Source organism: Ruegeria sp. SAZA006, from assembly GCF_059613465.1.
Map to the genome: position 1 here is coordinate 15,341 of NZ_JBXWSO010000017.1, position 25,704 is coordinate 41,044.

The 25,704-nt window shown below is 62.4% G+C and carries 24 protein-coding genes and 1 pseudogene; 11 read left to right on the forward strand and 14 right to left on the reverse strand.

Going from position 1 to position 25,704, the window contains the following annotated elements; all coding sequences use genetic code 11:
- Window positions 1–171: 171 nt before the first annotated feature.
- Window positions 172–1,401: a sigma-54-dependent transcriptional regulator gene (locus AC2FNZ_RS17935; RefSeq protein ID WP_496841471.1), complete on the reverse strand. Its 1,230-nt coding sequence runs from the start codon at window positions 1,399–1,401 to the stop codon at window positions 172–174.
- Window positions 1,398–3,131 carry a sensor histidine kinase gene (locus tag AC2FNZ_RS17940; RefSeq protein ID WP_496841472.1) on the reverse strand — a complete coding sequence of 578 codons (1,734 nt, stop codon included), beginning with the start codon at window positions 3,129–3,131 and terminating at the stop codon, window positions 1,398–1,400. Before AC2FNZ_RS17940 ends, AC2FNZ_RS17935 begins: the two co-directional genes overlap by 4 nt.
- A gap of 47 nt (window positions 3,132–3,178) precedes the next feature.
- Between AC2FNZ_RS17940 and AC2FNZ_RS17945 the strand changes: the two genes are divergently transcribed.
- On the forward strand, window positions 3,179–4,360 hold the full coding sequence (locus AC2FNZ_RS17945; RefSeq protein WP_496841656.1) for a cytochrome P450: 1,182 nt from the start codon (window positions 3,179–3,181) through the stop codon (window positions 4,358–4,360).
- 7 nt (window positions 4,361–4,367) lie between these two features.
- On the opposite strand, the gene AC2FNZ_RS17950 is transcribed toward AC2FNZ_RS17945, so the two are convergent.
- Window positions 4,368–4,847 carry an Lrp/AsnC family transcriptional regulator gene (locus AC2FNZ_RS17950; RefSeq protein WP_093961931.1) on the reverse strand — a complete coding sequence of 160 codons (480 nt, stop codon included), beginning with the start codon at window positions 4,845–4,847 and terminating at the stop codon, window positions 4,368–4,370.
- A gap of 174 nt (window positions 4,848–5,021) precedes the next feature.
- On the opposite strand from AC2FNZ_RS17950, the pseudogene cobA reads away from it, so the two are divergent.
- The 7 genes and pseudogenes from cobA to infC form a co-directional block, all read left to right on the forward strand.
- Window positions 5,022–5,768: pseudogene (cobA, locus tag AC2FNZ_RS17955) on the forward strand (uroporphyrinogen-III C-methyltransferase); the annotation flags it as partial.
- Window positions 5,768–6,082 (forward strand): DUF2849 domain-containing protein, encoded by a 315-nt coding sequence (locus tag AC2FNZ_RS17960; protein ID WP_093961929.1) that lies wholly within the window; start codon window positions 5,768–5,770, stop codon window positions 6,080–6,082. The pseudogene cobA and the gene AC2FNZ_RS17960, both read left to right, overlap by 1 nt.
- 65 nt (window positions 6,083–6,147) lie before the next feature.
- Window positions 6,148–7,812, forward strand: coding sequence for a nitrite/sulfite reductase (locus AC2FNZ_RS17965; protein ID WP_496833045.1), 1,665 nt, complete (start codon window positions 6,148–6,150; stop codon window positions 7,810–7,812).
- Entirely contained in the window at window positions 7,802–8,563 is a 762-nt protein-coding gene (locus tag AC2FNZ_RS17970) for a phosphoadenylyl-sulfate reductase (protein WP_170432902.1), read from the forward strand. The genes AC2FNZ_RS17965 and AC2FNZ_RS17970 overlap by 11 nt, the downstream gene beginning before the upstream one ends.
- Window positions 8,560–8,967, forward strand: coding sequence for a DUF934 domain-containing protein (locus AC2FNZ_RS17975; protein WP_496841473.1), 408 nt, complete (start codon window positions 8,560–8,562; stop codon window positions 8,965–8,967). The genes AC2FNZ_RS17970 and AC2FNZ_RS17975 overlap by 4 nt, the downstream gene beginning before the upstream one ends.
- Window positions 8,968–9,055: 88 nt before the next feature.
- Window positions 9,056–9,889 (forward strand): ferredoxin--NADP reductase, encoded by an 834-nt coding sequence (locus AC2FNZ_RS17980; RefSeq protein ID WP_496841474.1) that lies wholly within the window; start codon window positions 9,056–9,058, stop codon window positions 9,887–9,889.
- 244 nt (window positions 9,890–10,133) lie between these two features.
- Window positions 10,134–10,595 carry a translation initiation factor IF-3 gene (gene infC / locus AC2FNZ_RS17985; protein ID WP_254920153.1) on the forward strand — a complete coding sequence of 154 codons (462 nt, stop codon included), beginning with the start codon at window positions 10,134–10,136 and terminating at the stop codon, window positions 10,593–10,595.
- 79 nt (window positions 10,596–10,674) lie between these two features.
- Here the strand turns inward: infC and AC2FNZ_RS17990 are convergent, their stop codons facing one another.
- Both AC2FNZ_RS17990 and AC2FNZ_RS17995 read right to left on the reverse strand, forming a co-directional pair.
- Window positions 10,675–11,991 carry an aspartate aminotransferase family protein gene (locus AC2FNZ_RS17990; RefSeq protein WP_496841476.1) on the reverse strand — a complete coding sequence of 439 codons (1,317 nt, stop codon included), beginning with the start codon at window positions 11,989–11,991 and terminating at the stop codon, window positions 10,675–10,677.
- Between the two features lies 1 nt (window position 11,992).
- Window positions 11,993–12,754 carry a beta-keto acid cleavage family enzyme gene (locus tag AC2FNZ_RS17995; protein ID WP_496841478.1) on the reverse strand — a complete coding sequence of 254 codons (762 nt, stop codon included), beginning with the start codon at window positions 12,752–12,754 and terminating at the stop codon, window positions 11,993–11,995.
- Window positions 12,755–12,842: 88 nt separating this feature from the next.
- Between AC2FNZ_RS17995 and AC2FNZ_RS18000 the strand changes: the two genes are divergently transcribed.
- Window positions 12,843–13,745, forward strand: coding sequence for a MurR/RpiR family transcriptional regulator (locus tag AC2FNZ_RS18000; protein ID WP_496841479.1), 903 nt, complete (start codon window positions 12,843–12,845; stop codon window positions 13,743–13,745).
- Between the two features lie 44 nt (window positions 13,746–13,789).
- Here the strand turns inward: AC2FNZ_RS18000 and AC2FNZ_RS18005 are convergent, their stop codons facing one another.
- The 5 genes from AC2FNZ_RS18005 to AC2FNZ_RS18025 form a co-directional block, all read right to left on the reverse strand.
- Window positions 13,790–14,581: an FAD binding domain-containing protein gene (locus AC2FNZ_RS18005; RefSeq protein WP_496841480.1), complete on the reverse strand. Its 792-nt coding sequence runs from the start codon at window positions 14,579–14,581 to the stop codon at window positions 13,790–13,792.
- Between the two features lie 100 nt (window positions 14,582–14,681).
- Complete coding sequence (locus AC2FNZ_RS18010; RefSeq protein WP_496841481.1) at window positions 14,682–17,042, reverse strand: xanthine dehydrogenase family protein molybdopterin-binding subunit; 2,361 nt, start codon at window positions 17,040–17,042, stop codon at window positions 14,682–14,684.
- A gap of 81 nt (window positions 17,043–17,123) precedes the next feature.
- A complete protein-coding gene (locus AC2FNZ_RS18015) occupies window positions 17,124–17,609 on the reverse strand; it encodes a (2Fe-2S)-binding protein (RefSeq protein ID WP_093961919.1) in 486 nt (161 codons plus the stop codon).
- A 148-nt stretch (window positions 17,610–17,757) separates the two neighbouring features.
- Window positions 17,758–18,762: a molybdopterin-binding protein gene (locus tag AC2FNZ_RS18020; RefSeq protein ID WP_496841482.1), complete on the reverse strand. Its 1,005-nt coding sequence runs from the start codon at window positions 18,760–18,762 to the stop codon at window positions 17,758–17,760.
- Window positions 18,759–19,727 carry an XdhC family protein gene (locus tag AC2FNZ_RS18025; RefSeq protein ID WP_496841483.1) on the reverse strand — a complete coding sequence of 323 codons (969 nt, stop codon included), beginning with the start codon at window positions 19,725–19,727 and terminating at the stop codon, window positions 18,759–18,761. Before AC2FNZ_RS18025 ends, AC2FNZ_RS18020 begins: the two co-directional genes overlap by 4 nt.
- A gap of 256 nt (window positions 19,728–19,983) precedes the next feature.
- On the opposite strand from AC2FNZ_RS18025, the gene AC2FNZ_RS18030 reads away from it, so the two are divergent.
- The gene (locus tag AC2FNZ_RS18030) at window positions 19,984–20,484 is read left to right on the forward strand and encodes a hypothetical protein (RefSeq protein WP_093961916.1); all 501 of its coding nucleotides are present in this window, start codon (window positions 19,984–19,986) and stop codon (window positions 20,482–20,484) included.
- A 2-nt stretch (window positions 20,485–20,486) separates the two neighbouring features.
- On the opposite strand, the gene AC2FNZ_RS18035 is transcribed toward AC2FNZ_RS18030, so the two are convergent.
- A complete protein-coding gene (locus tag AC2FNZ_RS18035) occupies window positions 20,487–21,743 on the reverse strand; it encodes a vWA domain-containing protein (RefSeq protein WP_222456585.1) in 1,257 nt (418 codons plus the stop codon).
- A gap of 37 nt (window positions 21,744–21,780) precedes the next feature.
- Window positions 21,781–22,689, reverse strand: a complete 909-nt coding sequence (locus tag AC2FNZ_RS18040; protein WP_170338863.1) for an AAA family ATPase — start codon at window positions 22,687–22,689, stop codon at window positions 21,781–21,783.
- Between the two features lie 144 nt (window positions 22,690–22,833).
- On the opposite strand from AC2FNZ_RS18040, the gene pyrC reads away from it, so the two are divergent.
- Window positions 22,834–23,871: a dihydroorotase gene (pyrC, locus tag AC2FNZ_RS18045; RefSeq protein ID WP_496841485.1), complete on the forward strand. Its 1,038-nt coding sequence runs from the start codon at window positions 22,834–22,836 to the stop codon at window positions 23,869–23,871.
- On the opposite strand, the gene AC2FNZ_RS18050 is transcribed toward pyrC, so the two are convergent.
- Both AC2FNZ_RS18050 and AC2FNZ_RS18055 read right to left on the reverse strand, forming a co-directional pair.
- Window positions 23,868–25,163, reverse strand: a complete 1,296-nt coding sequence (locus AC2FNZ_RS18050) for an MmgE/PrpD family protein (RefSeq protein ID WP_496841486.1) — start codon at window positions 25,161–25,163, stop codon at window positions 23,868–23,870. The genes pyrC and AC2FNZ_RS18050 overlap by 4 nt on opposite strands.
- A 38-nt stretch (window positions 25,164–25,201) precedes the next feature.
- Window positions 25,202–25,648 carry a type II toxin-antitoxin system RatA family toxin gene (locus AC2FNZ_RS18055; RefSeq protein WP_496841488.1) on the reverse strand — a complete coding sequence of 149 codons (447 nt, stop codon included), beginning with the start codon at window positions 25,646–25,648 and terminating at the stop codon, window positions 25,202–25,204.
- Between the last annotated feature and the right edge of the window lie 56 nt (window positions 25,649–25,704).

The window sequence follows — 25,704 nt, forward strand, 5'->3', positions numbered from 1 at the left end:
GAGAACGGCTGGTAGCAGACAGATTTTCTAATTACTTTTCCGTAGTTTAAATAGAACATCCGCAATGAGTATTTTGTTATCGCAGACATTTGTGCGGGAAACCGCACACCCAAATGCGCAAGTGTGCGGAAATCCGCACACACATCGAATCACCGGGCGAATCGTTCCGCGTCAGCGCCGATAGTCTTCAGGGCGTATGCCGTAGCGGGCCAATTTGTCGTAGAACGTCTTGCGCGGCAGTTTCAGGGACTTGGCCGCGTCCGACGCCCTTCCGTTGTGACGACCCAAGGCCGCGATCAGCAACGAGCGCTCAACGCGCGCCATCTGCTCGTTCAGCCCAAGGTCGGCCGCTGCAGCGACATCCTCGGGCATCCCCAGAACAAAACGCATCGCCGCCGACATCAGCGAACGCGCGTTGCCGGGCCAGTCTCGCGCCATCAATGAAGCCAAGTGTTCGGACGAGACATCAGGTGTCGCGATCCCGGCCTGCTCGGCCGCTTGGGCGACGTAGTGGCGAAAGATCACCGGGATGTCCTCGGGGCGCTCGGCCAAAGACGGTACACGCACCCGCATCACATCCAACCGATAGAACAAATCGGCATTGAACCGACCCTCGGCCGCCATCTCGGACAGGTCCGCGGTTGTACCGGCGATGATGCGTACTCCGGGCCCGTTTTCGATCATCTCCAGGGCCGCATATTGCGTCGCCTCGGGCATGGCCGAGACTTCATCCAGAAACAACGATCCGGCTGCCGCATCCTTGCATATCGCCTGCAGGGCATCCGCCCCCAGCCCTGACGCCGGGCGCTTGACGAACGGCCCCTGCGCGCGGGGTGACATCAAATGGATGACTTCGGCGACTTTGGAAATGCCACTGCCGGGCGGTCCGGTGACCAGAACTTCGGCTTGAGTTGGGGCAACGCTGCGCACCCTGTTCCGCAATGCATCAGCCTGCGGTGACAAACCGAACAACAAGCGGGCCGCCGGATCACCCTTCTCCAGTTCGCGCTTGGCTGCCCGGTCGTCCAATACCTGATTGCGCGCAGCAAATGCGCGGCTCAGAACCGCAAGCAGATCGGCGGCGGCGCAGGGCTTCTCAAGAAAGTCGAACGCGCCCTGCCCCATGGCCTGCACCGCCATCGGTATGTCGCCCTCGCCGGTCAGCAGAACGACCGGCAACTCCGAGTCGACCTCTCGGGCATAGGACAGAAGATGAAACCCGTCCCGTCCCGGCATCCGAATATCCGAGACAATCACACCGGGAAAATCGTCCCGGATATGGTCCTTGGCAGCCACAAACGATCCAGCTGCAATTACGGAATAGTCCGCAAGCTCCAGAGTCTGGGCCAGTGCCTCACGCACGGCGGCGTCGTCATCGACCAATAGAACCGTTCGGATCATGCCGCGGCTTCCTTTTCAAAAGGTTCCAACTCGACGGTGAATTCTGCTCCATCGGGCATGTTCGCGCCGCGTATCTCGCCTCCGAAACTCTGGACCAAACCGTATGAGATCGAAAGGCCAAGGCCCATTCCCTCGGATGAACCAACGCTTTTGGTCGTGTAGAACGGCTCAAAAACGCGATCGGGATCCTGAATGCCCGGGCCGGTATCGCGCACCGCGACCATCAACCGCTCGCCACGGGTCAGCGAGATCGTGAGGCTTCGGGTTTCGCGACCGGTCATTGCGTCGGCGGCATTGGTGATCAGATTGACGAAGACCTGCACCAGCCGCACCTCACCGCCCCAGGCAAAGACAGGTGCATTGGGCGGTTGCCAGATCAACTTGACCCCGTCCGAGCGCAACCGGCCGTCGGTCAGTTCGACGGCGGTGTTGAGCACCTGAACCAGATCGACCTTGCCCATCGGCTCACTCTCATTGCGGGCAAAGGCTCGCAAGTTCTTGATAATGCGTGCCATACGGGCAGCCATGTCCGAGATTCGCCCCAGGTTTTCGCGGGCCTTTTCGGGCTTGCCCTGCGCCAGAAAGGCCGTGCCATTGTCGGCGTATTGCCGGATCGCCATCAGCGGCTGATTCAATTCGTGGCTGATGCCCGCCGACATTTTCCCCAGAGCGCTCAGCTTGCCGGCCTGAACCAAATCGTCTTGCGCGCGTTTCAACGCCGCCTCGGCCTCTTGCCGCTCGGCCACCTCGCGGCGCAGCGCCACGTTTGCGGCCGTCAAAGCGCGGGTCCGCTGGGCCACCCGGCTCTCCAGCACCGCATTGGCTTCGGCCAGAGTACGCCGCCGTTCGGTCGCCAGAAACAGCAACGCGCCAAAGGCAAGGCAGATCGCTGCGACCGCGGCGGCCTGCAATCCGGCCAGACGTCGTGCCGGCGTCACATCCATCAAGACTTCGCCGGTCATTCCGATCACCGGCAGATCGCGGGTCAGGTGCAGGGCGCGATCCGGCAGGTACGGGCTCCAGCCGATCGACCATAGTTCGTGCGGGCCCATGCGTGTAGACGAAAACGCGCCCGGCTTGCCATCAGCCGGCTGCAAGCCGATCTGCCCCGGCGGACGTTGCCAAAACAGCAGTTCGGACCGGTTGGAAATGAAGACCGAGCCAGAACGATCCACAAAAAACACCGCCTCGGTACTGCCGCGCCACGTGCTTTCAACGTCTTCGACATCCGCGATGACCATCAGGGCTCCGGTTACCTGACCATCCTCGGAAAACGCAGGCGCCGCATAGGAATAGATCCGGTTTCCCGTGTCGCGCAAAACCCCGTGCGAGCTGCCAAGAGCGCCGTGCAGCGCGCGTTGAAACGCGGGCTGATCGGCCATGTTGCCATTCACCACGTCCCGCGCAGCGGCCAGAACGCGCCCAGTCTTGTCCGCATAAAGTACATCCACAGCCGAGGTCTTGTCCGCGACCTCCAGCAGAAGCGCCTGCGCCGCCCGCCTCCCGTCGCTGGTGTCCAACGCCCGCAGTGCGGGATGCTCGGCCATCAGCACCGCAAGTTCCTGATAGACCTGCAACTGAGTGCTCAGACGATCCGACGCCAACTCCAGATCGGCCTCGGCCTTCTCGCTAAGCTGAGAGAGCGCCTGCCGGTACCCATAAGACCAGACGGCCGCCGACAACAGCGCGACCGCGAACAGGAAACCAATCGTGACCCAAACTCTTTGCATGAAACAGGGTCTTGCATTCACAGCGCCGCATGGCAAGTCTGCGCCGCATGAAGACCGTGCACCAATCTCCGACCGAGCCCGAATTTGTTCAAAACCCCTACCCTTTCTACCGGACAGCGCGCGATCAGGGTGACCTGGTGTACTGGCAGGACTACGACATGCCCGCCGCGATGTCTCACGCGGCCGTCCAGGCGCTTTTGCGCGATCGGCGTTTCGGACGCGAAGTACCGCCAGAGATGGCCACAAAAGGCCCCGATCACCTTGCGCCGTGGCTGACGATCGAAGCGCATTCCCTGCTCGAAGCCGAACCTCCACGCCATACCCGCCTTCGCGCTCTGGTTCTGCGCGCCTTTACCTCGCGGGCTATCGGAGCGCTTGCACCGGACATCGAAAAACTGTGTCACAACCTGATCGACGCGTTCCCCGATGCTCCATTCGACCTTCTGGATGCCTATTGCACGCAGGTTCCTGTGATCACGATCTGCCGGTTGCTGGGTGTACCCGAAAGCATGGCACCGCAGTTGTTGCAGTGGTCCCACGCCATGGTCGCCATGTATCAGGCCAGCCGCACCCGTGAGACCGAAGATCAGGCAGCACAGGCCGCCGCCGAGTTCTCGGCATTTCTGAACGACTACGTCTCTCACCGCCGATCCGAACCGAAAGACGATCTGATCACCCGTTTGATCACGGCAGAGGAAGACGGCGAGAAACTGTCACGCGACGAGTTGATCGCAACCTGTATCCTTTTGTTGAACGCCGGCCATGAGGCAACCGTTCATTCGCTGGGCAACGGCGTCAAAACACTTTTGGAGTCCGAAACCAGCCCTGATGCCCTGGGCCCGGACACAATCGATATGACGGTCGAGGAGATCCTGCGCTTCGACCCGCCGCTACATATGTTCACGCGCTATGCCTATGAGGACGTCGAGGTTTTTGGCCATCAGTTTGCCCGCGGCGATCAGGTGGCGTTGATGCTTGGGGCCGCCAACCGTGACCCGGACGTCTGGACCGACCCGGACAAATTCGACCCGACCCGCAGCATTCAGGCCAACACGAGCTTTGGCGGTGGTTTGCATTTCTGCGTCGGCGCCCCGCTGGCCCGGCTGGAAATGCGGATTGCCCTGCCGGTTCTTTTTGACCGTTGTCCGGGCCTGCGACTGGCCGAATCTCCGGAATATGCCAACACGTACCATTTCCACGGGCTGACACGACTTTTGGTCCAAGCCTGAGCGTCGATCAGGTGTCGGCCAGGGCGTTCAGGGGCAGCATGGTGGTCGATTTGATTTCTTCCATCGACAACAGCGCGGTGACGTTGTGCACGCGCACCTCCGAGATCAGCGCCTGGTAAAAAGCATCGTAGGCCCGTGCGTTCCTGACCCGAACTTTCAGAATGTAGTCGATGTCGCCAGCCAGGCGGTGCGCCTCTTGAACTTCGGGACGATCACGCAGGGCCTGCAGGAACTTGCGTTGCCAGTCCGCCTCATGCTCGGAGGTTCGGATCAGAACAAAGAACGTCGCCTCGAAACCCAGCGCCTCTGCGTCCAGCAGAACGGTCTGCTGACCGATGATTCCGGCCCCTTTCATCTTGCGGATCCGATTCCAAACGGGTGTCTTTGAACTGCCCACCTTGGCCGCGATTTCGTCCAGCGATTGACTGGCGTCTCGCTGCAGCTCGGCCAGAATTTTCCGATCCGTGTCGTCTATTCGAACCGACATTCCAATTTTCCTTCCGAATGAAAACCCATGTTCCGCCTGCCGCGCATTTCAGAACGCCTGTCCTTTTTTGATCGGCAATATGGCATCTGGGCGGGAATATTTCCTATATTGAGGGCCAAGTCAAACAACAGCCAGGGCTACCCAATGAAGGCCGCGCAGACAAAAGGACAAACGGGACAGGTCGACTTCGTCGGCGCAGGACCCGGTGATCCTGAATTGCTGACTCTCAAGGCCCTGTCCGCATTCCAGCGGGCCGAGGTTGTTTTGCATGATCGCCTGATCAGCCCAGAAGTTTTGCAACTGGCCGGCCAGAACGCCCGGCTGGTCGACGTGGGCAAGGCCGGCTTTGGTCCGTCCTGGAAGCAGAATGACATCAACGCATTGCTGGTTGACTACGCACTCAAGGGACAGCGGGTCGTTCGCCTCAAATCCGGTGACGCGACCCTCTTCGGCCGGCTGGACGAAGAGATCGATGCGCTGGACGCCGCCGGCATCCCGTGGACGATCGTTCCTGGCATTACCGCTGCCTCGGCGGCGGTGGCCGGAATTGGCCAAAGCCTGACCCGACGCGGCCGAAACTCCTCGGTCCGGTTTCTGACCGGGCACGACATGCAGGGCTTTGCCGATCACGACTGGGCTGCGCTGGCCCGTCCGGGGTCGGTTGCAGCCATCTACATGGGCAAGAAATCCGCCCGTTTCATCCAAGGACGCCTGATCATGCACGGCGCCGATCGCGCCACGCCGGTCACGCTGGTCGAAAATGCCTCGCGACCTGATCAGCGCGTTGTCGCCACGACGCTGGATCAACTGCCTGCAGACCTCGCCGCTGCCGGCCTCGACGGTCCTGCACTCACATTCTATGGCCTGGCCCCGCGCGACGCGGCCAAAGCCGTCACCGAATTCAACAAGGAGCTTGCCTGATGGCCCGCGCTTTCACCCCTAAAGTCGTTACCGCAAATGACCTGCTGGAAGGCGACGTGATCTATCTGACCGCCGATGACCGTTGGTCGCGCGATCTGCGCGAGGCCGAACTGATCACCGACGAAGCGCACGCTCAGCTGCGTCTTCTGGATGCCCAGAAGCAAGTCGACAAGATCGTAGGTGCCTATCTCGCAGATGTCGTTGCAGGCGAAAACGGTCCTGAACCCACCCATTTTCGGGAAGACTTCCGCCGGACTGGTCCGTCCAACTATGCCCACGGCAAACAGGAATCTTCCCCGCAGCCCCGGGTCTGACCTCAGGCCCCTCTCTCCCCGTAAAAAGGCCCCGGATCCGGGGCTGCAACAAAGGACAGCCAAAGATGTACCGCTACTCCGAGTTTGACAAAGCATTCCTGGCAGAGCGCAACGCACAGTTCCGCGCCCAGGTCGAACGCCGCATCGACGGCTCGCTGACCGAGGACGAGTTCAAGCCGCTGCGCCTGATGAACGGCCTGTATCTGCAGCTGCACGCCTACATGCTGCGGGTGGCGATCCCCTATGGCACGCTCAACAGCGCCCAGATGCGCCAACTGGCTCTGCTGGCCGAGAAGTGGGACAAGGGTTATGGCCATTTCACCACGCGCCAGAACATCCAGTACAACTGGCCCAAGCTGCGCGACGTGCCTGACATGCTGGACGCGCTGGCCGAGGTCGGCCTGCACGCGATCCAGACCAGCGGCAACACCATCCGCAATGTGACCGCGGACCATTTCGCCGGTGCCGCCGCGGATGAAATCGCCGATCCGCGCCCCTATGCCGAGCTGCTGCGCCAGTGGTCCACCGACCACCCGGAGTTCCAGTTCATGCCGCGCAAGTTCAAGATCGCCATCACCGGGTCCGAGCATGACCGCGCCGTGATCAAGGCCCATGACATCGGCCTGCAACTGGTCGAGCGCGACGGCGTTCTGGGTGCCCGCGTTCTGGTGGGGGGCGGCTTGGGCCGCACGCCGATGATCGGCAAGGAATTGTCCGACTTCGTGGCCTTCGACGACCTGCTGGCCTACCTGGAAGCCACCGTTTCGGTCTGGAACCAGATCGGCCGCCGGGACAACAAGTACAAGGCCCGCATCAAGATCACCGTGCATGAACACGGCATCGACGCGATCCGCGCCAAGGTGAACGAGCGCTTCCTGCAAGTCCGCCCGCAATTCAAGGGCGCCGACATGGCGCTGCTGGATCAGATCAAGGCGCATTTCGCCCCGCCCGCCTTCCGCGAAGGCTCGGTCGCGGCGTTCGAGAGCGCCTATTCGAACGACCCGGTATTCCGCTCGTGGATCGACACCAACATTGCGCCGCACAAGCAGGCGGATCACGCGATCGTCACGATTTCGATCAAGAAACACGGCCAGACGCCGGGTGACGCAACCGCCGAGCAGATGCGCGTGATGGCCGATCTGGCCGAGCAATACGCCTATGACGAGCTGCGCATCAGCCACGAGCAGAACGTGATCCTGCCGCATGTCCACAAATCGGACCTGCCCGCGATCCACGTCAAGCTGAAAGAGCACGGGCTCGCCACCGCCAATATCGGGTTGATCAGCGACATCATCGCCTGCCCCGGCATGGACTACTGCGCACTGGCAACGGCCCGCTCGATACCGGTGGCGCAGCAGATCGCGACCCGGTTCGACGAGCTGAAGCTGGAGCACGACATCGGCCACCTGAAGATCAAGATCTCGGGCTGCATCAACGCCTGCGGGCATCACCACGTGGGTCACATCGGCATCCTGGGTCTGGATCGCGCGGGCGTCGAAAACTACCAGATCACGCTGGGAGGAGACGCCACCGAAACGGCCGCCATCGGCGACCGTACCGGTCCGGGCTTTGCCTATGACGAGATCGTGCCCGCGGTCGAACGTATCGTGGAAACCTATCTGGAACAGCGCACAAGCGCCGAGGAGACTTTTTTGGAAACCTACCGCCGTGTTGGAATGGCGCCATTCAAGGCGGCCCTCTACCCTGAGGCGCGGGCCAATGCCGCTTGACCTGATCCAGACGGAACTGGGCCGGGAACGACGCGAACTGACCGAAAAGGTCGAGGCGCTGAACGCCCGGTTCCGCCACCACAGCGCACATGACGTCATGCATGGTGCGCTTGAGGAGGCGGGCAACCTGGCGCTGGTCTCCAGCTTCGGTGCCGAGTCGGTGGTGTTACTGCACATGGCTGCCGTGGTCGACAAGGCCACGCCGGTCCTGTTCATCGACACGATGATGCTGTTTACCGAAACGCTGGAATACCAGCATGAGGTCAGCGAGCGTCTGGGCCTGAAGAACGTCCAGATCATCCGCGCAGATGACGAGGATATTCAGCGCGAAGACCCTTATGGCGCGCTGCGGCTGCGTGACATGGATGCCTGCTGCAACCTGCGCAAGACCTTCCCCTTGCAGCGGGCCTTGGCGAGATATGAAGGCTGGATTACCGGACGCAAGCGGTTCCAATCCGGCACCCGCGCCACGCTCGAGTTCTTCGAGGTCGAGGACGGCACCGGCCGGATCAAGGTGAACCCTCTGGCGCATTGGGCGCCTCAGGACGTGCGCGCCTACATGGAAGAAAACCGCCTGCCCCGGCATCCGTTGGTGGCAAAGGGCTATCCCTCGATCGGCTGTGCGCCCTGCACCTCGCCGGTGAAGGATGGCGAAGACCCTCGCGCCGGACGCTGGCGCGATCAGAACAAGGAAGAATGCGGCATCCATTTCGTCGACGGCAAAATGGTACGCAGCGGAGAGAAAACATGAATGTGATCGTGAATGACCGGGGCTTTGCCCCTGATGACTGGACCGACGGATTTGTCACCCTTGAGGATGCCGCAAACGATGTGATCGCACTGGACGTCACCTCGGATACGGACCCCGACGAATTGTTCGAACGGCTTGGAAACACGCGCATGGTGCGCGTCGACTTTCCGTCCTTTGCCGATGGCCGAGGCTTTACCATTGCCCGCACGCTGCGCCTGAAGGGCTATGAAGGCCGCCTGCGCGCGAAAGGACATGTGTTGGCCGACCAATACGCGATGGCCCGGCGCAGCGGCTTCGACGAAGTCGAGATTGACGCAGACCTTGCCACCCGCCAGCCCGAGGACCAATGGCTGGCCCGCGCCAACTGGCAGGACCACGACTATCAGGCCCGCCTGCGCGGCTGACGCAACGATCGGGGCAATCTGCCCCCTTTTCCTGACCTGGATCAAAGCTTAAACGGAGATGCCGGTTTACCAGACCGGTAGTGAAACGATGACAGAGATGAAGCCCGTGACCGAAGCCACCGCCGTAAAGGCCCCCGTCCTGCCGGACGCCCAGACCGTTCTGGAAGTGCAACACTGGACCGACCGCCTGTTTTCGTTCAAGGTCACGCGTCCGCAATCGCTGCGCTTCCGCTCGGGCGAATTCGTTATGATCGGCCTCTTGGGCGACAACGGGAAACCGTTGCTGCGCGCCTATTCGATCGCGTCGCCGTCGTGGGACGAGGAACTGGAATTTTATTCGATCAAGGTGCAGGACGGCCCGCTGACCTCGAAACTGCAGCACATCCAGCCCGGCGATCAGATCATTCTGCGGCCCAAACCTGTGGGTACGCTGGTGCATGATGCACTGTTGCCGGGCAAGCGCTTGTGGTTCTTTGCCACCGGAACCGGGTTTGCCCCGTTTGCTTCGCTGCTGCGCGAGCCGCAGACCTATGAGGACTACGATGAGGTCATCATCACCCACACCTGCCGCGAGGTGGCGGAACTGGAATATGGCCGCCAGCTGATCGAAAGCATCCGCAAGGACGAGTTGCTGGCCGAACTGATCGGCGAAGGTTTCGCCGACAAGATCCGCTATTACCCGACGACCACCCGCGAACAGAGCCCCAAGATGGGCCGGATCACCGACCTGCTGAAGGACGGAACTGTTTTCAATGACCTGGGCATCGAAGGCGGCATCAAGCCCGAGACCGACCGCGCCATGGTCTGCGGCAGCCTGGCCTTCAACCACGACATCAAGGCCATTCTTGAAGAATTCGGCCTGCGCGAAGGCGCCAATTCCGACCCCAAGGAGTTCGTGATCGAAAAGGCCTTTGTCGGCTGAGATCGAACCCGGCCGGCGCTCCATGCGCCGGCCGCTGCCTTTCGCGCGGCGGGGGCAGAGATTTTCGCACCTGGCCCGCGTTATCCCGCTTGAAAGACGCAGGGTCTCAGTTTAAATTCCGGGCTCGAAATTCTGCAATTATCAAAGGAATGAACCCATAGCTCGCAGACCTCACAACGCGCCGCCGCAACGCGACACCGGCCCGCGCGTCAATGAAAAGATCCGTGCCCCCGAAATTCGCCTGATCGGCGCCGAAGGTGAGAATGTCGGGGTGGTTCATCCCGCCAAGGCCATGCAGATGGCGGCCGATGCCGGTCTTGATCTGGTCGAGATCTCGCCCAACGCGAATCCGCCGGTCTGCAAGATCATGGACTTTGGCAAGTTCAAGTACGAAACGCAGAAGCGCGAAGCCGAAGCCCGCAAGAAACAGAAGATCATCGAGGTGAAAGAGGTCAAGTTCCGGCCCAACACCGATACGCATGACTACGACGTCAAGATGCGGAACGTTTTCAAGTTTCTCGAGAATGGCGACAAGGTCAAAGTGACTCTGCGCTTCCGCGGTCGGGAAATGGCGCACCAGAACCTTGGACGTGAACTGCTTGAGCGCGTGGCGGAAGACATCAAAGAAATCGGCAAGATCGAAAACATGCCGAAGATGGAAGGCCGCCAGATGATCATGATGATCGGACCGCTTCCCCAGAAGTGACGGCACATGGATCCGAGTGACCAAAGCTCCCTCGTTCGAGGGAGCTTTTTTGTTTGTGGGTCACAGTCAGAACGGCGTGTCAGATTGCTTTGGAAATCGCAACCGACAGCTTGTCCACCAGTTCGTCCAACTGCGGCTCTTCGATGATGAATGGCGGGGCCAGAAGCACATGGTCGCCTCTCCTGCCGTCGCGTGTTCCGGACATCGGATAGCAGATCAACCCCGCTTCGACGGCGGCTTTTTTGATCTTGGCCGCCACTCCCCGGGTCGGGTCAAACGGTTCGCGCGTATCTCTGTCAGCCACCAGTTCGATGCCTCGGAACAGGCCCCGACCACGGATGTCCCCGACATTGGGATGCTGGCCGAAGGCTGCTTCGAGTTTGGCTTGCAGTTTGTCACCCATGTTGCGGGCACGGGCCGGCAAATCGCGCGAGGTAAGCTCTGTCACCACGGCGAGAGCTGCAGCTGTGGCGACCGGGTGCCCGACATAGGTATGGCCGTGCTGAAAGAAACCCGAGCCATTTCGGATGGCGTCATAAATCTGATCCGTGCACAACGTGGCACCGATGGGTTGATATCCAGCCCCCAAGCCCTTGGCGATGCAAAGAATATCCGGCGCCACTCCATCGTGGTCGCAGGCAAAAAGGTGGCCGGTCCGGCCCATGCCGCACATGACCTCGTCCAGGATCAACAACACGCCGTATTGATCACAGATTTCGCGAATTCGCTTGTAATACCCCTCGACCGCGGGGACGGCGCCCAACGTGGCCCCAACCACCGGTTCCGCCATAAACGCCATCACGGTCTCGGGTCCCAGCCGCTTGATCTCCACCTCAAGCTCGTTCGCCACGCGTTGACCATAGTCATAGCTGCTCTCGCCTTCGGGCTTTTCGGCATATTCGTAGCAGGGCGCGATATGGCTCATCTCGATCAGCATCGGTGCGAATTGGGTCCGTCGCCATGCATTTCCGCCCGCTGAAAGCGCGCCCAGCGTATTGCCATGATAGCTCTGCCGCCGTGCGATGACCCGAGACCGCTCGGATTGCCCGATTTCCAGGAAGTACTGGCGCGCCAGCTTGATCGCGGCCTCGGTCGCCTCGGACCCACCGGACACGAAATAGACCCGGTCCAACGATCCGGGCGCGTGCTGGATCAGCAGATCTGCTAGGGATTCGGCCGGTTCCGAGGTCATGAAACCAGTATGGGCAAAAGCGATCTTCTGGACCTGCTCCTGCACCGCGTGGATCACTGCCGGGTTTGAATGTCCCAGACACGACACGGCCGCATCCCCGCAGTCGAGATACCGTTTGCCCTGTGCGTCGATCAAATAGCACCCGTCACCGCCGACAGCGATCGGCAATTCCGCCTTGGTGTGGCGCGGAAAAACATGGCTCATGTCAGTGTCCTTTCAGCAAAGCGATCAACGCCGCGACCGAGGCCGCGTTGTCCGTCCATCGGGTTCCATCCGAGTTCGTCAGGCTGTTCTCAAAACCGACCCTGACATCGCCGCCACGAGCGGCCGCAGCCGCCAGACAGGCGTGTTCCAGACGCCCGAACGCACAAACCATCCAAGGCGTGCGAGCAGCGGGAAAGGCCTCCAGGTCCGCCGGTTGGGATTCCTGCCCGGTGGTATAGCGTCCCAAGACCAGCAAGCGGTCTTCCTGCTCGCGCCGCACGATCCCATCCGACTGCCATCGCTCCAGCAGATCCGCATCCGTCGAATCGTACAGGATATGCTGCACCCGAGTTCCCTGTTCCGCGCACAGCCCATAAACCCGCGGGGCCAGATCGGGCGCGCGCGCAATTTCCCGAACCGAGATCGAAGCCCATTTCGGGGCCACCTGCTGCAGGCACTCCAACTGCGCAGAAACGTCGTAGATACCGGCGGCCTCGGTCGTGATCTGAACATCCATCGTGGGCACGGTTCGGGCAAGCTCGGCCATAGCCTCCCGATAGCGCCCTGCATCCAGAGAATGAGCGCCCTGCCCATCCCTGACATGCAGGTGCAACCCGTTTGCCCCGGCCGCGTGGCAGGCAATGGCCGTCTCCACAATCTCACCGGTCGAAACCGGCACGGCGGGGTGATCCGCATGACTGCGTCGCGCACCGTTCGGTGCGACCAAAACATACGGAAACGACGAAGCCTGTGTGTCAGACATTGAATCATCCTATCGGTTTCTTGCGTGCTTAGCTCGTGTGAGGATGTTTTTCTCTTGCATTGATCATAACATTTGTTTTTCTCCCATCATGACACCCTCAACTCACCACCTGATGGATCGGCTGCGCCGAGAGATCGACCATTTACCGGCCCAATTGCAGGCCGCAACAAAATACATCATCGACCATCCGGGCGATTTCGGAATCGACTCCATCCGCGTGTCTGCCGAAAAGATCGGCGTCAGCACAAACGTGATCGTTCGCCTAGCACAGCATCTTGGTTTTGACGGCTTCGAAGCCTTTCGCCGCCCTTTCCGCAGGGATCTTGTGACAGACAGCGAAGACCGCCTCAGCCGGGATTGGCTGACCCAGTTGAATGCCGGCGATGCCTTTGCGTCGGCACAGGCCAACTATGCCCGCAACGAGATGAACGTTGTGTCACGTTCGTTGCGCCAGCTGGACCCGGGCAAGGTCAGATCCGCAGTCACACTGATGTCCGATGCTCCCCAGTGCTTGGTCACTGCAACCCGCGCAAGCTATGCCTTGGCCTATTACTTCCACTACGCCGGACGCATGGCCCACCCGGGAATGCAGTTGATCCCCAGACATATGGGGTCGGCCATCGACGACCTTCTGAGCGCGGGCGAAACCGACTGCCTGTTCGCGATCACCGTTCATCCCTATTCTGCTGACACGATACGTGCCATCCGGTTTGCCCGGGAAAGGGGTAGGCGCGTTGTTCTGCTCGCTGACAGCGATGTCATTGCCCCGGGGGTTGAGGCGGACGTGACGCTGACCGTCAGCACCCGATCTCAGCATCAGTTCTCCAGCTTCTCCGGAGCGATGGCCGTTCTCGAAGTTCTTCTGAGCCACCTTTTCGCAATCAAGGGCGACGCGGCTTATCACCGGGTTCAGGACTATCAGAAAGCGCGCGAGGATGCCGGAGCCTACTGGCAGCCCAAAAGGCTTCCGCGTGTGGCAAAAAAGAAATAAGCCCCGGAACACGTCCGGGGCTCAAAGCAGTCACTGCGACCGCGTCACATGCAGGCCTGAACCGCCCGCCGGGTCATGACGCCAACCAGATGGGCGCGGTAGTCTTTGCTGCCGTGCAGATCTCCGATCATGTTCATCGGGTTGACCCGAAGATCCATAATGGCATCGGGCCGGAACTCCTTGCTCAACGCCTGCTCGGCTTCGCTCCAACGGAACACGCCGTCTTCGCTGGCTCCGGTCACGGCAACGCGCACCCCGTCCGCAAAGCGGGCAAGGAAAACACCCACCAGCGCAAAGCGCGAGGCAGGCTGCAGAAACTTCTGGTAGCTTGCTGCCTGCGGTACCGGGAACCGGACCGTCGTTATCAGTTCGCCCTCGTCCAGTGCTGTCGTGAACATGCCCTGAAAGAAGTCATCCGCAGCGATTTCGCGCGCATTCGTACGAATGGTCGCGCCTGACCCCAATGCAGCTGCAGGGTAGCACGCCGCCGGATCGTTGTTGGCCAAGGACCCGCCTATCGTGCCCCTGTTGCGAACAGCGGGATCACCGATATGCCCCGCCAAATCAGCCAGTGCGGGATACTTGCCCGCAACTTCTGCCGCTACCGTGGCATGCGTGGTTGCCGCTCCAATCGAAATCGACCCATCATCTTCGACACACACCCCCTTCAACTCGGGAATGCCACCCAGGCTCACCAGCGTCGCGGGTGAGGCCAGTCTCTGCTTCATCGTCGGGATCAGGGTCTGACCGCCCCCCAACGCCTGTGCATCCTCTCCCGCCAACGCGGCAACCGCATCAGCAATGGTCGAGGGGTTCTTGAACTCGAAATTGTACATTTCGCTTTTCCTTTCCGAAAGGCGCGGAACCGCCCTTCATCTGGCAATTGATTGACCGGGGAACGCGAGGGGCTGCCCCCTCGCGGTCCAACCTCTCCACTCAGCTGTTCATCGCCGCCCAAACACGCGACGGGCTGACCGGCATGTCGATGTGGTCCACCGCCTTGCCGCCCGATTGCAGCGCATCGATCACGGCATTGACCACCGCCGGCGGAGACCCGATCGCCCCGGCCTCGCCGCAGCCCTTCACACCCAACGGGTTGTGCGTGCACGGCGTCTGGCTCGAATGATCCACGGTATAGAACGGCACGTCATCGGCCCGCGGCATGGCATAGTCCATGAAGGACGCGCTCAGCAGTTGGCCGTTCTCGTCATAGACGCAGTTCTCCAACAAGGCCTGACCGATCCCCTGTCCGATGCCACCATGCACCTGGCCGTCGACGATCATCGGGTTGATGATGTTGCCGAAATCATCCGCCGCGGTGAACCGTTCGATGGTCACCTGCCCGGTCTCGGGGTCAACCTCGACCTCGCAGGCATAGGCACCGGCCGGGAAGGTGAAGTTGGCCGGATCATAGAACGCGGTCTCCTCCAGCCCCGGCTCGACCTCCAGCGGGAAGTTGTGCGGCACATAGGCCGTCAGGGTCACATCGCCCCAGGCCACCGACTTGTCGGTGCCGGCCACGGTGAACTGGCCATCCTTCAGCTCGATATCGGCCTCGGAGGCTTCCAGCAGATGCGCCGCGATCTTCTTGGCCTTGGCGATCACCTTCTCGGTCGCCTTGACCATCGCCGATCCACAAACCGCCAGCGAGCGCGACCCATAGGTGCCCATGCCGAACGGGATCTTCGAGGTATCGCCGTGCACGATTTCAACCATCGACTCGTCGATGCCGATCATGTCGGCCACGACCTGCGGAAAGGCCGTCTCGTGCCCCTGCCCGTGGCTGTGCGCCCCGACCATGACGCTGATCGAGCCGGTGGCGTTCACCCGCACGGTTGCGGCGTCATATAGGCCCGCACGCGCACCCAGCATCCCCACGATGTTCGAGGGCGCGATGCCGCAGGCCTCGATATAGCAGTTCACGCCCAGGCCGCGCAGCTTGCCCCGCGCCTCGCTTTCGGCGCGACGTGCCGGGAAGCCGGCGAAATCGGCGGCCTGTTCCAGCTTGTCCATGGTGCCGTTGTAGTCGCCGGTGTCATAGGTCAGCGCCACCGGCGTGTCATAGGGGAACTGCGTGATGAAGTTCTGCCGGCGCAGCGCCACCGGATCGACACCCAGCTCGCGCGCGGCTTTGTCGATCACGCGCTCCAGCTGATAGGTCGCCTCGGGGCGGCCTGCGCCGCGATAGGCATCCACCGGCACGGTGTTGGTGAACATCGCCCGCACATTCACCTGAATGACCGGCGTCTTGTAGTTGCCCGCCATCAGCGTCCCGTGCAGCCAGGTCGGCACCGAGCTGGAAAACGTCGACAGATACGCGCCCAGATTGGCAAAAGTATTTGTCCGCAGCCCGACGAAATTGTTGTCAGCATCCAGCGCCAGCTCGATCTCGCTGACATGGTCGCGGCCCTGTGCATCCGACATGAACGCCTCGGACCGACTGGCCGTCCACTTCACCGGGCGGTTGCAAGCCTTGGCGGCGAAGGTGCAGAACGCCTCTTCTGCGTAGTGGAAGATCTTGGTGCCGAATCCGCCACCCACATCCGGCGCCACGACGCGGACCTTGTGCTCGGGCAAGCCCAGCACGAAGGCACACATCAGCAGCCGGATCACATGCGGGTTCTGCGAGGTGGTATAGAGCGTGTATTCATCCGTGCCCCGGCTGTATTCCGCCACGGCCACGCGCGGCTCCATCGGGTTGGCGACCAGACGGTTGTTCACCAGTTCCAAGGTGGTGACATGCGCCGCATTGGCGAACACCTCGTTCACCTTGGCATCGTCGGCCTCGCCCAGCTGCCAGTCATAGCAGATGTTGTTTTTCAGATCGTCATGGACTAGCGGCGCGCCCTCTTCGGCGGCGGCTTTCATGTCCAGAACGGCGGGCAGTTCCTCGATGTCGACGTCGATCGCCTCGGCCGCGTCGCGGGCCTGTTCCAGGCTGTCGGCCACGACGGCCGCAATCGGGTCGCCCACATGGCGCACCTTGCCTTGCGCAAGGATCGGGTGCGGCGGTTCCTGCATGGGCGCGCCGTGCTTGTCGGTCACCTCCCAGCCGCAGGGCATGCCGCCCACGCCTTCGAAATCCTTGCCGGTAAACACCCGGACCACGCCGGGCATGGACTCGGCGGCGGAGGTGTCGATGCTTTTGATCCGGCCGTGCGCGATGTCGGATCGCAGAAAATACACATAGGCCTGACCGCGGATGTTGATGTCGTCGGTGTAATTGCCCGCTCCGGTCAAAAAGCGCACGTCCTCGCGGCGCTTGGAACTGGCTCCGATGCCACTGTCTTTGGGCATTGCTTGTTCTCCTCCCATAAACGGATGCTTGGGCGCATCCCTGTCAACCCACGGGCGCCTCCTCATGCGCCCGCAGCGGCATCACTCGGCGGCGATGTGGCTGACGTCCTGGCCGGACGCGGCCATGATCGCCTTGACGATGTTGTGGTACCCGGTGCAGCGGCACAGGTTGCCTTCCAGGTATTTGCGGATTTCGGCCTCGGTCGGGCGCGGGTTTTCCTTCAGCAGGGCCGCTGCCGACATCACCATGCCGGGCGTGCAGAAACCGCATTGCAGGCCGTGATGATCCTGGAACGCCTGCTGGATCACGTTCAGCGATCCGTCCGGGTCGGCCTGCCCCTCGATGGTGCCGACATCGGCCCCTTCGGCTTCGAGCGCCAGCATGTTGCAGGACTTGACCGCCTCGCCGTTCACATGAACCACGCAGGCGCCGCATTGGGCCGTGTCACAGCCCACATGGGTACCGGTCAGCGACAGGTGATCGCGCAAAAAACTGGACAGCAGCGTCCGGCCTTCGACATCACCGCTCACGGTCTTTCCGTTCACGGTCATTGAGACCTGTGTCATAAGTTCCTCCCATTTTCGTATTTATCCTTGGCCCGAGTTAAACACGGGAAAAGTCGTTTGAGAACAAAAATCTTGGCCGTTTCCAACCCGTCTCTTGGGAGCAAAGAGCTAACACATATCGCAGGTCGCCAGCGGGGCGAAACTGCCGTTACGTCACTTTGCGTTTGGCCCGGGGTTGCGGACGGGTCGGGATTTCCTTGAGCAGACCACCGACGCCCATCGCCGCGATATCGGCACCCGTGGTCGGGATCCCGCAGGCCACCCGCGACAGCACCCAGTCGGCCCCGTTCAACGCGGGCGAGCGTGCGCATCCCGGCAAACCGATGACCGGCCGCTTGCCCAAAGCCCCGAGAAACAACAGGTTGCCCGGATCAACCGGCATGCCGAAACGGTCCACCTGCCCTCCCGCGCGCCGAACGGCCTGCGGCGCCACGTCCTCGACATCGGATGTGGCTGAGCCGGTCAGGATCATGACGATATCGGTATTCATCCGGGTCAATGCCTGCGCCAGAGCATCAACCGCATGCGGAACGATCTGCACGTCGTCCAGGCTCAGACCCAGGGCCTCGACCCGGCCGCGCATCGCGGCGATGCCCTTGTCGTTGGGCGGCCCGCCGGGGATGTCGGTCACCACCAACCCGGCGCTGCCAAATATCGGCGTGGCCAGGCGAATGGCCCCCCTGGCCAGCTCGGCCGCACGCTGAACGTCCGCCAGCGGCACCGCGTAGGAAATGACCTTGATCGTGGCAACCATGCCACCCGCACCCATCTGCTGATGCTGAGGAACGGTGGCCACCGTGATCATCGGGTTGACCTGATTGAACGCCAGCAGAGCCTCAACGTCCAGAAGGGCAACACCAGCTTGATCCGCAATCAGGTTGACGCGCCCCGTGAACGGCTCGGTCACGCGCAAGTTGGCCCGCTTCGGATCAGGGGTCAGTGCCACAGCCAAATGGCGCGCGGCCTCGTCCTCGTGACAGTCGCCGGGTTCCAGCCGCGCGACCACCACCTCGGACACGCCCGCCTCGGCCAACAGGGCGACATGCGTATCGTCCAGCATCATTCCCTTGCGCAACTTTTTTGTACCCGCCATGACCGAGTGCGCAAGGATCGCGCCCCTCGCGTCCGCAACCGGTACAGGGCCGAACTTCATGCCTTGCCCCGCAGCACCGCCGTCATCTGCGCGATAATCGCAACGGCAATCTCGGCCGGTCCGGCCGCGCCGATATCCAGACCAATCGGCCCGTGGATGCGCTGCAACTGCGCTGCCGAAAAGCCCGCCTCGGTCATCCGCTGCACCCGTTTGGCATGGGTGCGCGACGACCCAAGCGCGCCGATGTAGAACACGTCCGAGTCCAGCGCAGCCTGCAGGGCCGGATCATCCAGCTTGGGGTCGTGGGTCAGCAGAACCATCGCCGTGCGCGCATCCAGACCGATGCTTGCCACGGCCTCGTCCGGCCAGTCGGTCAGCAGCTTTTCACCGGGAAAACGGGTTTTGGACGCAAACGCCTCGCGCGGGTCGATGATGATCGGGTCATAGCCCGCGATCCGCGCCATCGGGACCAGCGCCTGCGCGATATGGACCGCGCCCACTACGATCAGCCGCAAGGGCGGGTTGTGTACGGCCACGAAGGTCCGACCATCTTCTTCGAACCCCGAGCGATCCATGCGCAGCCGGTCCGCATAGGCGTTGCGCCGCAGCGCGCGGTGGCCGGTCTCGACATTGACCTCATAGGCCATGGGCTCGCGCCGCGCCCGCGCCGCCACCAGTTCGGCCAGCATCGGTTCGGGCAGGACCGAGCCCACCGGCTCGACCAGAACCCGGATCGTGCCGCCGCAGGCCAGCCCGACGGCAAAGGCGTCCTCGTCGGTGACGCCGAATTCCAGCAGGCGCGCTTCGCCTTCTTCGATGGCTTCAAGCGCCTCGACGATCACCGCGCCTTCGACACAGCCGCCCGAGACCGACCCTTCGATTCGACCATCACCGGCAATGACCAACTGGGCCCCCACCCGCCGAGGTGCGCTGCCCCAGGTTTCAACGACCGTCGCCAGAACCGCGCCGCGACCCTCGCGAAACCACGCCAATGCCGTTTCCGGACTGTTGTCAAATCTGTCCATCGGACCCTCCCGCGGTGGTTCGCATCAACATAAGCAGGATTGACGCGATGAAAAGCAAGGAGCGCATTCTCAGGTGGATTATCTCGGACACCGACCCCGCCAACTTGGTTCTTCATGTGACGCAGAAGGCAGGTTTCGGCCGAAGTCCGCGACAGACAATCAAACATTTGATTGTTTTTCGCCCGCCGACTAGCCTGCGGGCAGGCCCGACTTGCGGCCGAATTGACGCAAGAGATTTCGTAAAGGAGACAATGTCTTGAAACAGATATTTACACTAACCATCGGCGCAGCGGCATTGATTGCAGGCAGCGCCTGGGCCGACACTTTCGAACGCTACGGAGAGGTCGAGGGCTGGAAGGTCTTTGTCGACAAGGAAAAGAAGTCATGCCTGATCGAAGCGGTCGATGATGCCGAGAACGTGGTGCAGATGGGTCTGACCGAAGACCGCAGCGTGGGATATGTCGGTGTCTTCACCAAGGCGGAAACCGACATCAAGCGCGGAGACAAGGAGGCCGTCGCGATCCTACTGGGCGACAACCTGTATGTCGGCGAGGCAACCGGAATGAAGGGCAACATCACCAAGGGGTATTCCGGCGGCTATGTCCTGTCGGACGACCCGCAATTCGCCGACGACCTGGCCAAGCAAAAGGTAATGGCGGTGTTTCCCGAGAAATCCTTTGGCTTCACCGTCGATCTGACCGGCACCTACAAAGCCATGGAAATGGCGCGCGAGTGCAACGAAAAGCAACTGCAGTGACGTCAGCTTGTAAGCGCGGCCAACAACCGCGCTTTCTCTCCCTGGTCGTCGGGTCGTGAAATCACGGCGGCCAGGTCCTCAAGCGATGCAATCGAATGACCGGCGCGGAAGCTGTCCACATGCGGCAGCATGGTGGCGACACCCTGCGCCTTTGGCGCGAACCCGTCCCAGCGCAGCAGCGGGTTCAACCAGATCAGCCGCCGGGCCGACAGGTGCAGGCGTTCAATCTCTTTTTCCAGCAGATCGGGATCACCCCGTTCCAGCCCGTCGGTGATCAGCAGCACGACGGCCCCCTGCCCCATAACCCGGCGCGACCAGTCGCGGTTGAACTGGTGCAGGCATTCGCCGATGCGCGTGCCGCCCTCCCAATCCTGCGCCTCGGCCCCGGCAGCGGCCAGCGCCGCATCGACGTCGCGCTGATGCAGGTGCCGTGTGATGTTCGTCAGCCGCGTGCCGAAGGTGAACGCATGCACCTTGGCCCAGCCGGCCCCCTTGGCGTTCGAAACCGTGTGCAGGAAGTGCAGGATGATCCGGCTGTACTGGCTCATCGACCCCGAGATGTCACACAGCGCGATCAGGTTGGGCCAGCGCGGTTTCGGTTTGACCAGCGCGATCTGCCGCAGTTCGCCGCCCTGACGCATGGCCGCGCGCAAGGTGCGCGCCCGGTCGATCCGCTGGCCCAGATGGCTGGCCTGACCCCGGCGCGAGGCGATCGGGTCCACCGGCAGTTGCAACCGCGCCAGAATGCGCTTGGCCTGCGCGGTTTCGGCAGTGCTCATCTGTTCGAAATCCAGCGACCGCAGCCGTTCCTCGGACGAGGCGGTCTGCGTGGCGTCAATCTCGATCTCGCTTTCGCCTTCTTGCTCGACGTCCTTGGGCTCGTCCCGCTCGACCCCGTCCAACAGGGCCTCGGCCGCGCGTTTTTCGCCCGCCTCGGCCATGCGTTCCTCCTGAACGCCGCGAATGGCCGGCAGCATCATCGACATCATGTGCTCCAGGTACCGCGGGTCGCGCCAGTACAGGCGGAAGATCTGGGCAAACACGGTGCGATGCTCGGGCCGGTTCACGAAACAGGCGTGCAAGGTCCAGTAGAAATCCTGCTTGCGGGTAAAGCCCGCCGCCTGCACCGCGCGGATGGCGTCAACGACGCGGCCGGGGCCGATCGGCAGCCCGGCCTTGCGCAAGGCGCGCGCGAAATGGGTGATGTTCTGCGCCAGTTTCGGATCGGCCGGGATATCCAGCGGAAGCTGTTCGGCCATCGCTAGGCCCCCGGAGTGTTTTGGCGCCGCGATGACATTAGACCGGTTCGAGCGTGGCTTTGGCCTGATCCAGAATGCGCTTGGCCTCGGAGCCCTGCAGTTTCTGGATGTCGTCCTGGTATTTCAGGATCGCGCCCAGCGTGTCGCCGATCACCTCGGGGCTGAGGTTGATCACGTCCAGTGCCAGCAGGCATTTCGCCCAGTCGATGGTCTCGGCCACGCCGGGTTTCTTGAACAGGTCCTCGGTGCGCAGATGCTGGACAAAGGCCACCACTTCGCGGCTCAGCGCCTCGGCGGCCTCGGGCGCGCGGGCGTGCAGGATCTCCAACTCGCGGTCGAAATCGGGGTAATCGACCCAATGATACAGGCAGCGGCGCTTGAGCGCGTCATGCACCTCGCGCGTGCGGTTCGACGTGACGATGACAATGGGCGATTCGGGCGCTTTGATCGTGCCGATCTCGGGGATCGTCACCTGGAAATCGCTCAGCGCCTCTAGGAGGAAGGCCTCGAACGGTTCGTCCGTGCGATCCAGTTCGTCGATCAGCAGCACCGGCGGGCCAGCCGGGTCGGGCTCCATCGCCTCGAGCAGCGGGCGGCGGATCAGATAGTCGCCGCTGAACAGTTCCTCCTGCAGGCCCTTCCGGTCGGACCCGCCGACCGCCTCGGCGGTGCGGATGGCCACCATCTGGGCGGGAAAGTTCCATTCATAGACGGCCGAAGACGCATCAAGCCCTTCATAGCATTGCAGCCGGATCAGGCGGCGGCCGAGTCCAGAGGCCAGGGCCTTGGCGATCTCGGTCTTGCCGACGCCCGCTTCGCCCTCCAGAAACAGCGGCCGGCCCAGTCTCAGCGACAGGAACACCACGGTGGCCAGGGCGCGCCCACAGACATAGCCCTGTTCGCCCAGCATCTTCTGAACGGCGTCGATGGAATCTGGCTGGCTCATGTGTCTCAATCTCCCTTGGCACAACAGGTCATGGCTGCCGCTGCGCGTCAAGACCGTGATCTTTCCGGGACTTGCGGCAATCTGGTCGCCTGGCAAGGTTTGTTGTCACTTTCCCGTGCGGCCTGCCTGTGCTAGCCCGGCGCCATGACCGATACTCTGACGCTCCGCCGCCCCGATGACTGGCACCTGCATCTGCGCGATGGCGCCATGCTGCAGGCCGTCCTGCCCGAAACCGCCCGCCATTTCGCGCGGGCCATCATCATGCCCAACCTGGTGCCCCCGGTGGTCACCGGCGCTCAGGCCGCGTCCTATCGCGACCGTATCCTGGCCGCCCTGCCCGAAGGCATGAGCTTTGAGCCGTTGATGACCCTGTACCTGACCGAGGATACCGACCCCGACGACATGGCCGCGGCCCATGCCAGCGGTCTGGTCAAGGCGGTCAAGCTGTACCCGGCAGGGGCCACGACCAACTCGGCCTCGGGCGTGCGGGATTTCGACAAGGTGCGCCCCGTGCTGGACCGGATGGCCGAAATCGGCCTTCCGCTCTGCGTGCATGGTGAGGTTACCGATGCCGAGATCGACATCTTCGACCGCGAGGCGGTGTTCATCGACCGCGTTCTGGACCCGATCCGCAAGGCCACGCCGGGCCTGCGCGTGGTGATGGAGCATATCACCACGCGCGACGGCGTGGAGTATGTGCGCGCGAACGATACCTACCTGGGCGCCACGATCACCGCGCATCACCTGATCATCAACCGCAACCACATCCTTGTGGGCGGGATCAAGCCGCACTACTACTGCCTGCCCGTTGCCAAACGCGAAGAGCACCGCAAGGCTCTGGTCGATGCCGCGACCTTGGGCGACGAACGGTTCTTTCTGGGGACTGACAGCGCCCCGCATACGGACGCCAACAAAGAAATGGCCTGCGGCTGCGCGGGATGTTTCACAGCGACCAACACCATGTCGCTTGTGGCCGAGGTCTTTGATCGCGCGGGTGCGCTGGACAAGCTGGAAGGGTTCACGTCGGTCAACGGGCCCAGGTTCTATCGGCTGCCCGTCAACGATCAGACCATCACCCTGCAGAAGGGCGAACCGGTCACCTACCCCGACAAGATCGAAACGCGCGATGGCCCGGTCACCGTGTTCGACCCCGGCTTCCCGCTGCACTGGCGCGTGGTCTAGTCAACCAGTCGTTTTGCTAAATCCGCTGCGCGCCCGCCGGTGCGCAGCATCGACCAGATCGCATCCGCGTCGTCCGCGCCGATCAGTTTGGCGGCCTTGTCACGGACCCGGTCCTCGCGTTCGGAAATCGAGATCGGCGCGGCCAGATCGTGGGTCGCCTCGCGCCGTACCCCGTCCCGCCGCCGCAGCAACAGGCGGGCCTCGGTCTCGGACAGGGTTTCATCCGCTTCAACCGTGATCCGGTCGCGCAGCGATTGCAGGCGCGGATCGGCGCAGACCTTGTCCGTGTAGCTTTCAGGCAGGGCCGTATCATATCCCAGCGCCTGCATCGCGATCACCGTCCGATAGGAAAACTTGGCGCCCAGCCCGGTTGTCGGCGCGGCCTGATTGCAGACGCTCATCCAACGGGGATGTGTGCGGATCTTGATCTCGGCCACCTCGGGTTCGGCGATGTCCAGATCGCGCGCCGCCTCGAGCGCGGCGTGCAGCCCGTGGCAGCAGGCGTGGAACTTGTGGCTGACGCTTTCGAACAGCCACTCATCCCCAAGTCCCGACAGAGCCGTGGCAGTATCATCGGCACCGTGATGGGTCGCGCCAAATCCGAACGGGCCGGTCAGGGCATCGGGATTGGGCGCGAACCCCCGCTGAACCAACAGCGCGGCCTCGACCCCGACCGACGCCGCCTGCCCCGCATTGTAAGGCTTGCCCATGGTGCCAAACTGCGTCTTGAGGCCAGCCGCCCGGGTCGCGGTCAGCCCCAGAACACGGCGCATGGCCGCCGCATCGCATCCCAGCAAGCGGGCGGCTGCTACGGCCGCTCCGAACGCGCCCGCCGTTGCGGTCTGGTGAAACCCGACCTGATAATGCCCCCGCCCCAGCCACAGGCCGATGCGGATGGACAACTCCATCCCCACCAAGGCCGATTCCAGCAGATCGACGATGGGCTGGTCCTGCCATTCGGCCACGGCCAGCGCGGCCGGAAAAACCGCCACAGAGGGGTGACCGATATGGGCGAAATGCGTGTCATCATAGTCCAGCGCGTGCGACACCGTGCCGTTGACCAAAGCCGCAGCGCGCATCGGCGCAGTCCCGCCACCGAACAGAGTGGCCTGGCCGGCCCCGCCTTCGTCCAGCACCATCTCCCGCAGAATGCGAGAGACCTGTTCGTTGACGCCTGCGCGCCCGACCGCCAGCCAGTCGAGCGCGGACAAAGACGTGACGATCCGAGCCCGCGCAGTTGTCTTGACCGGGCCTGCGGCGAATTCGGAAAGAGTGCGTGTGAAATCAGTCATGCGGCGCAGTCTAACGTGCGCCCGCGCCGGGTAAACCCTCAGCCGTAAAGGCTGGCCGCGCGCTGCTCGAAGGCCCGTACGATCCGGTGCATCGCCTCGTTGAAAACCACGCCGATGATGCCCTGCAACACGGCGTTCTTGAACTCGAAATCCACGTGGAAGGACACGTTGCAGCCGCCCTCGGGAGCGTCCTCGAAATGCCAGTCCGATTTCATGTATTTGAACGGGCCGTCCAGATATTCGGTGTCGATCTTCCTTTGATCGGGGTACAGCGTCACCCGGCTGCCGAACCGTTCGCGGAACACCTTGAACGAGATCACCAGATCGGCCTCCATCACCTGCGCCTCGCCCGCCGCATAGGTTCGCCGGATCCGCGCGGCCGCGCACCAGGGCAGAAACTCGGGGTATTTCGCCACATCCGCAACCAGATTATACATCTGCTGCGCGCTGTATGGGAGGTGGCGGGTTTCCGAATGAGTGGGCATGGCAACCTGGACATTTGAAACGTGACAATGGCGCGTCATGTCGTATGTTGCGCGCC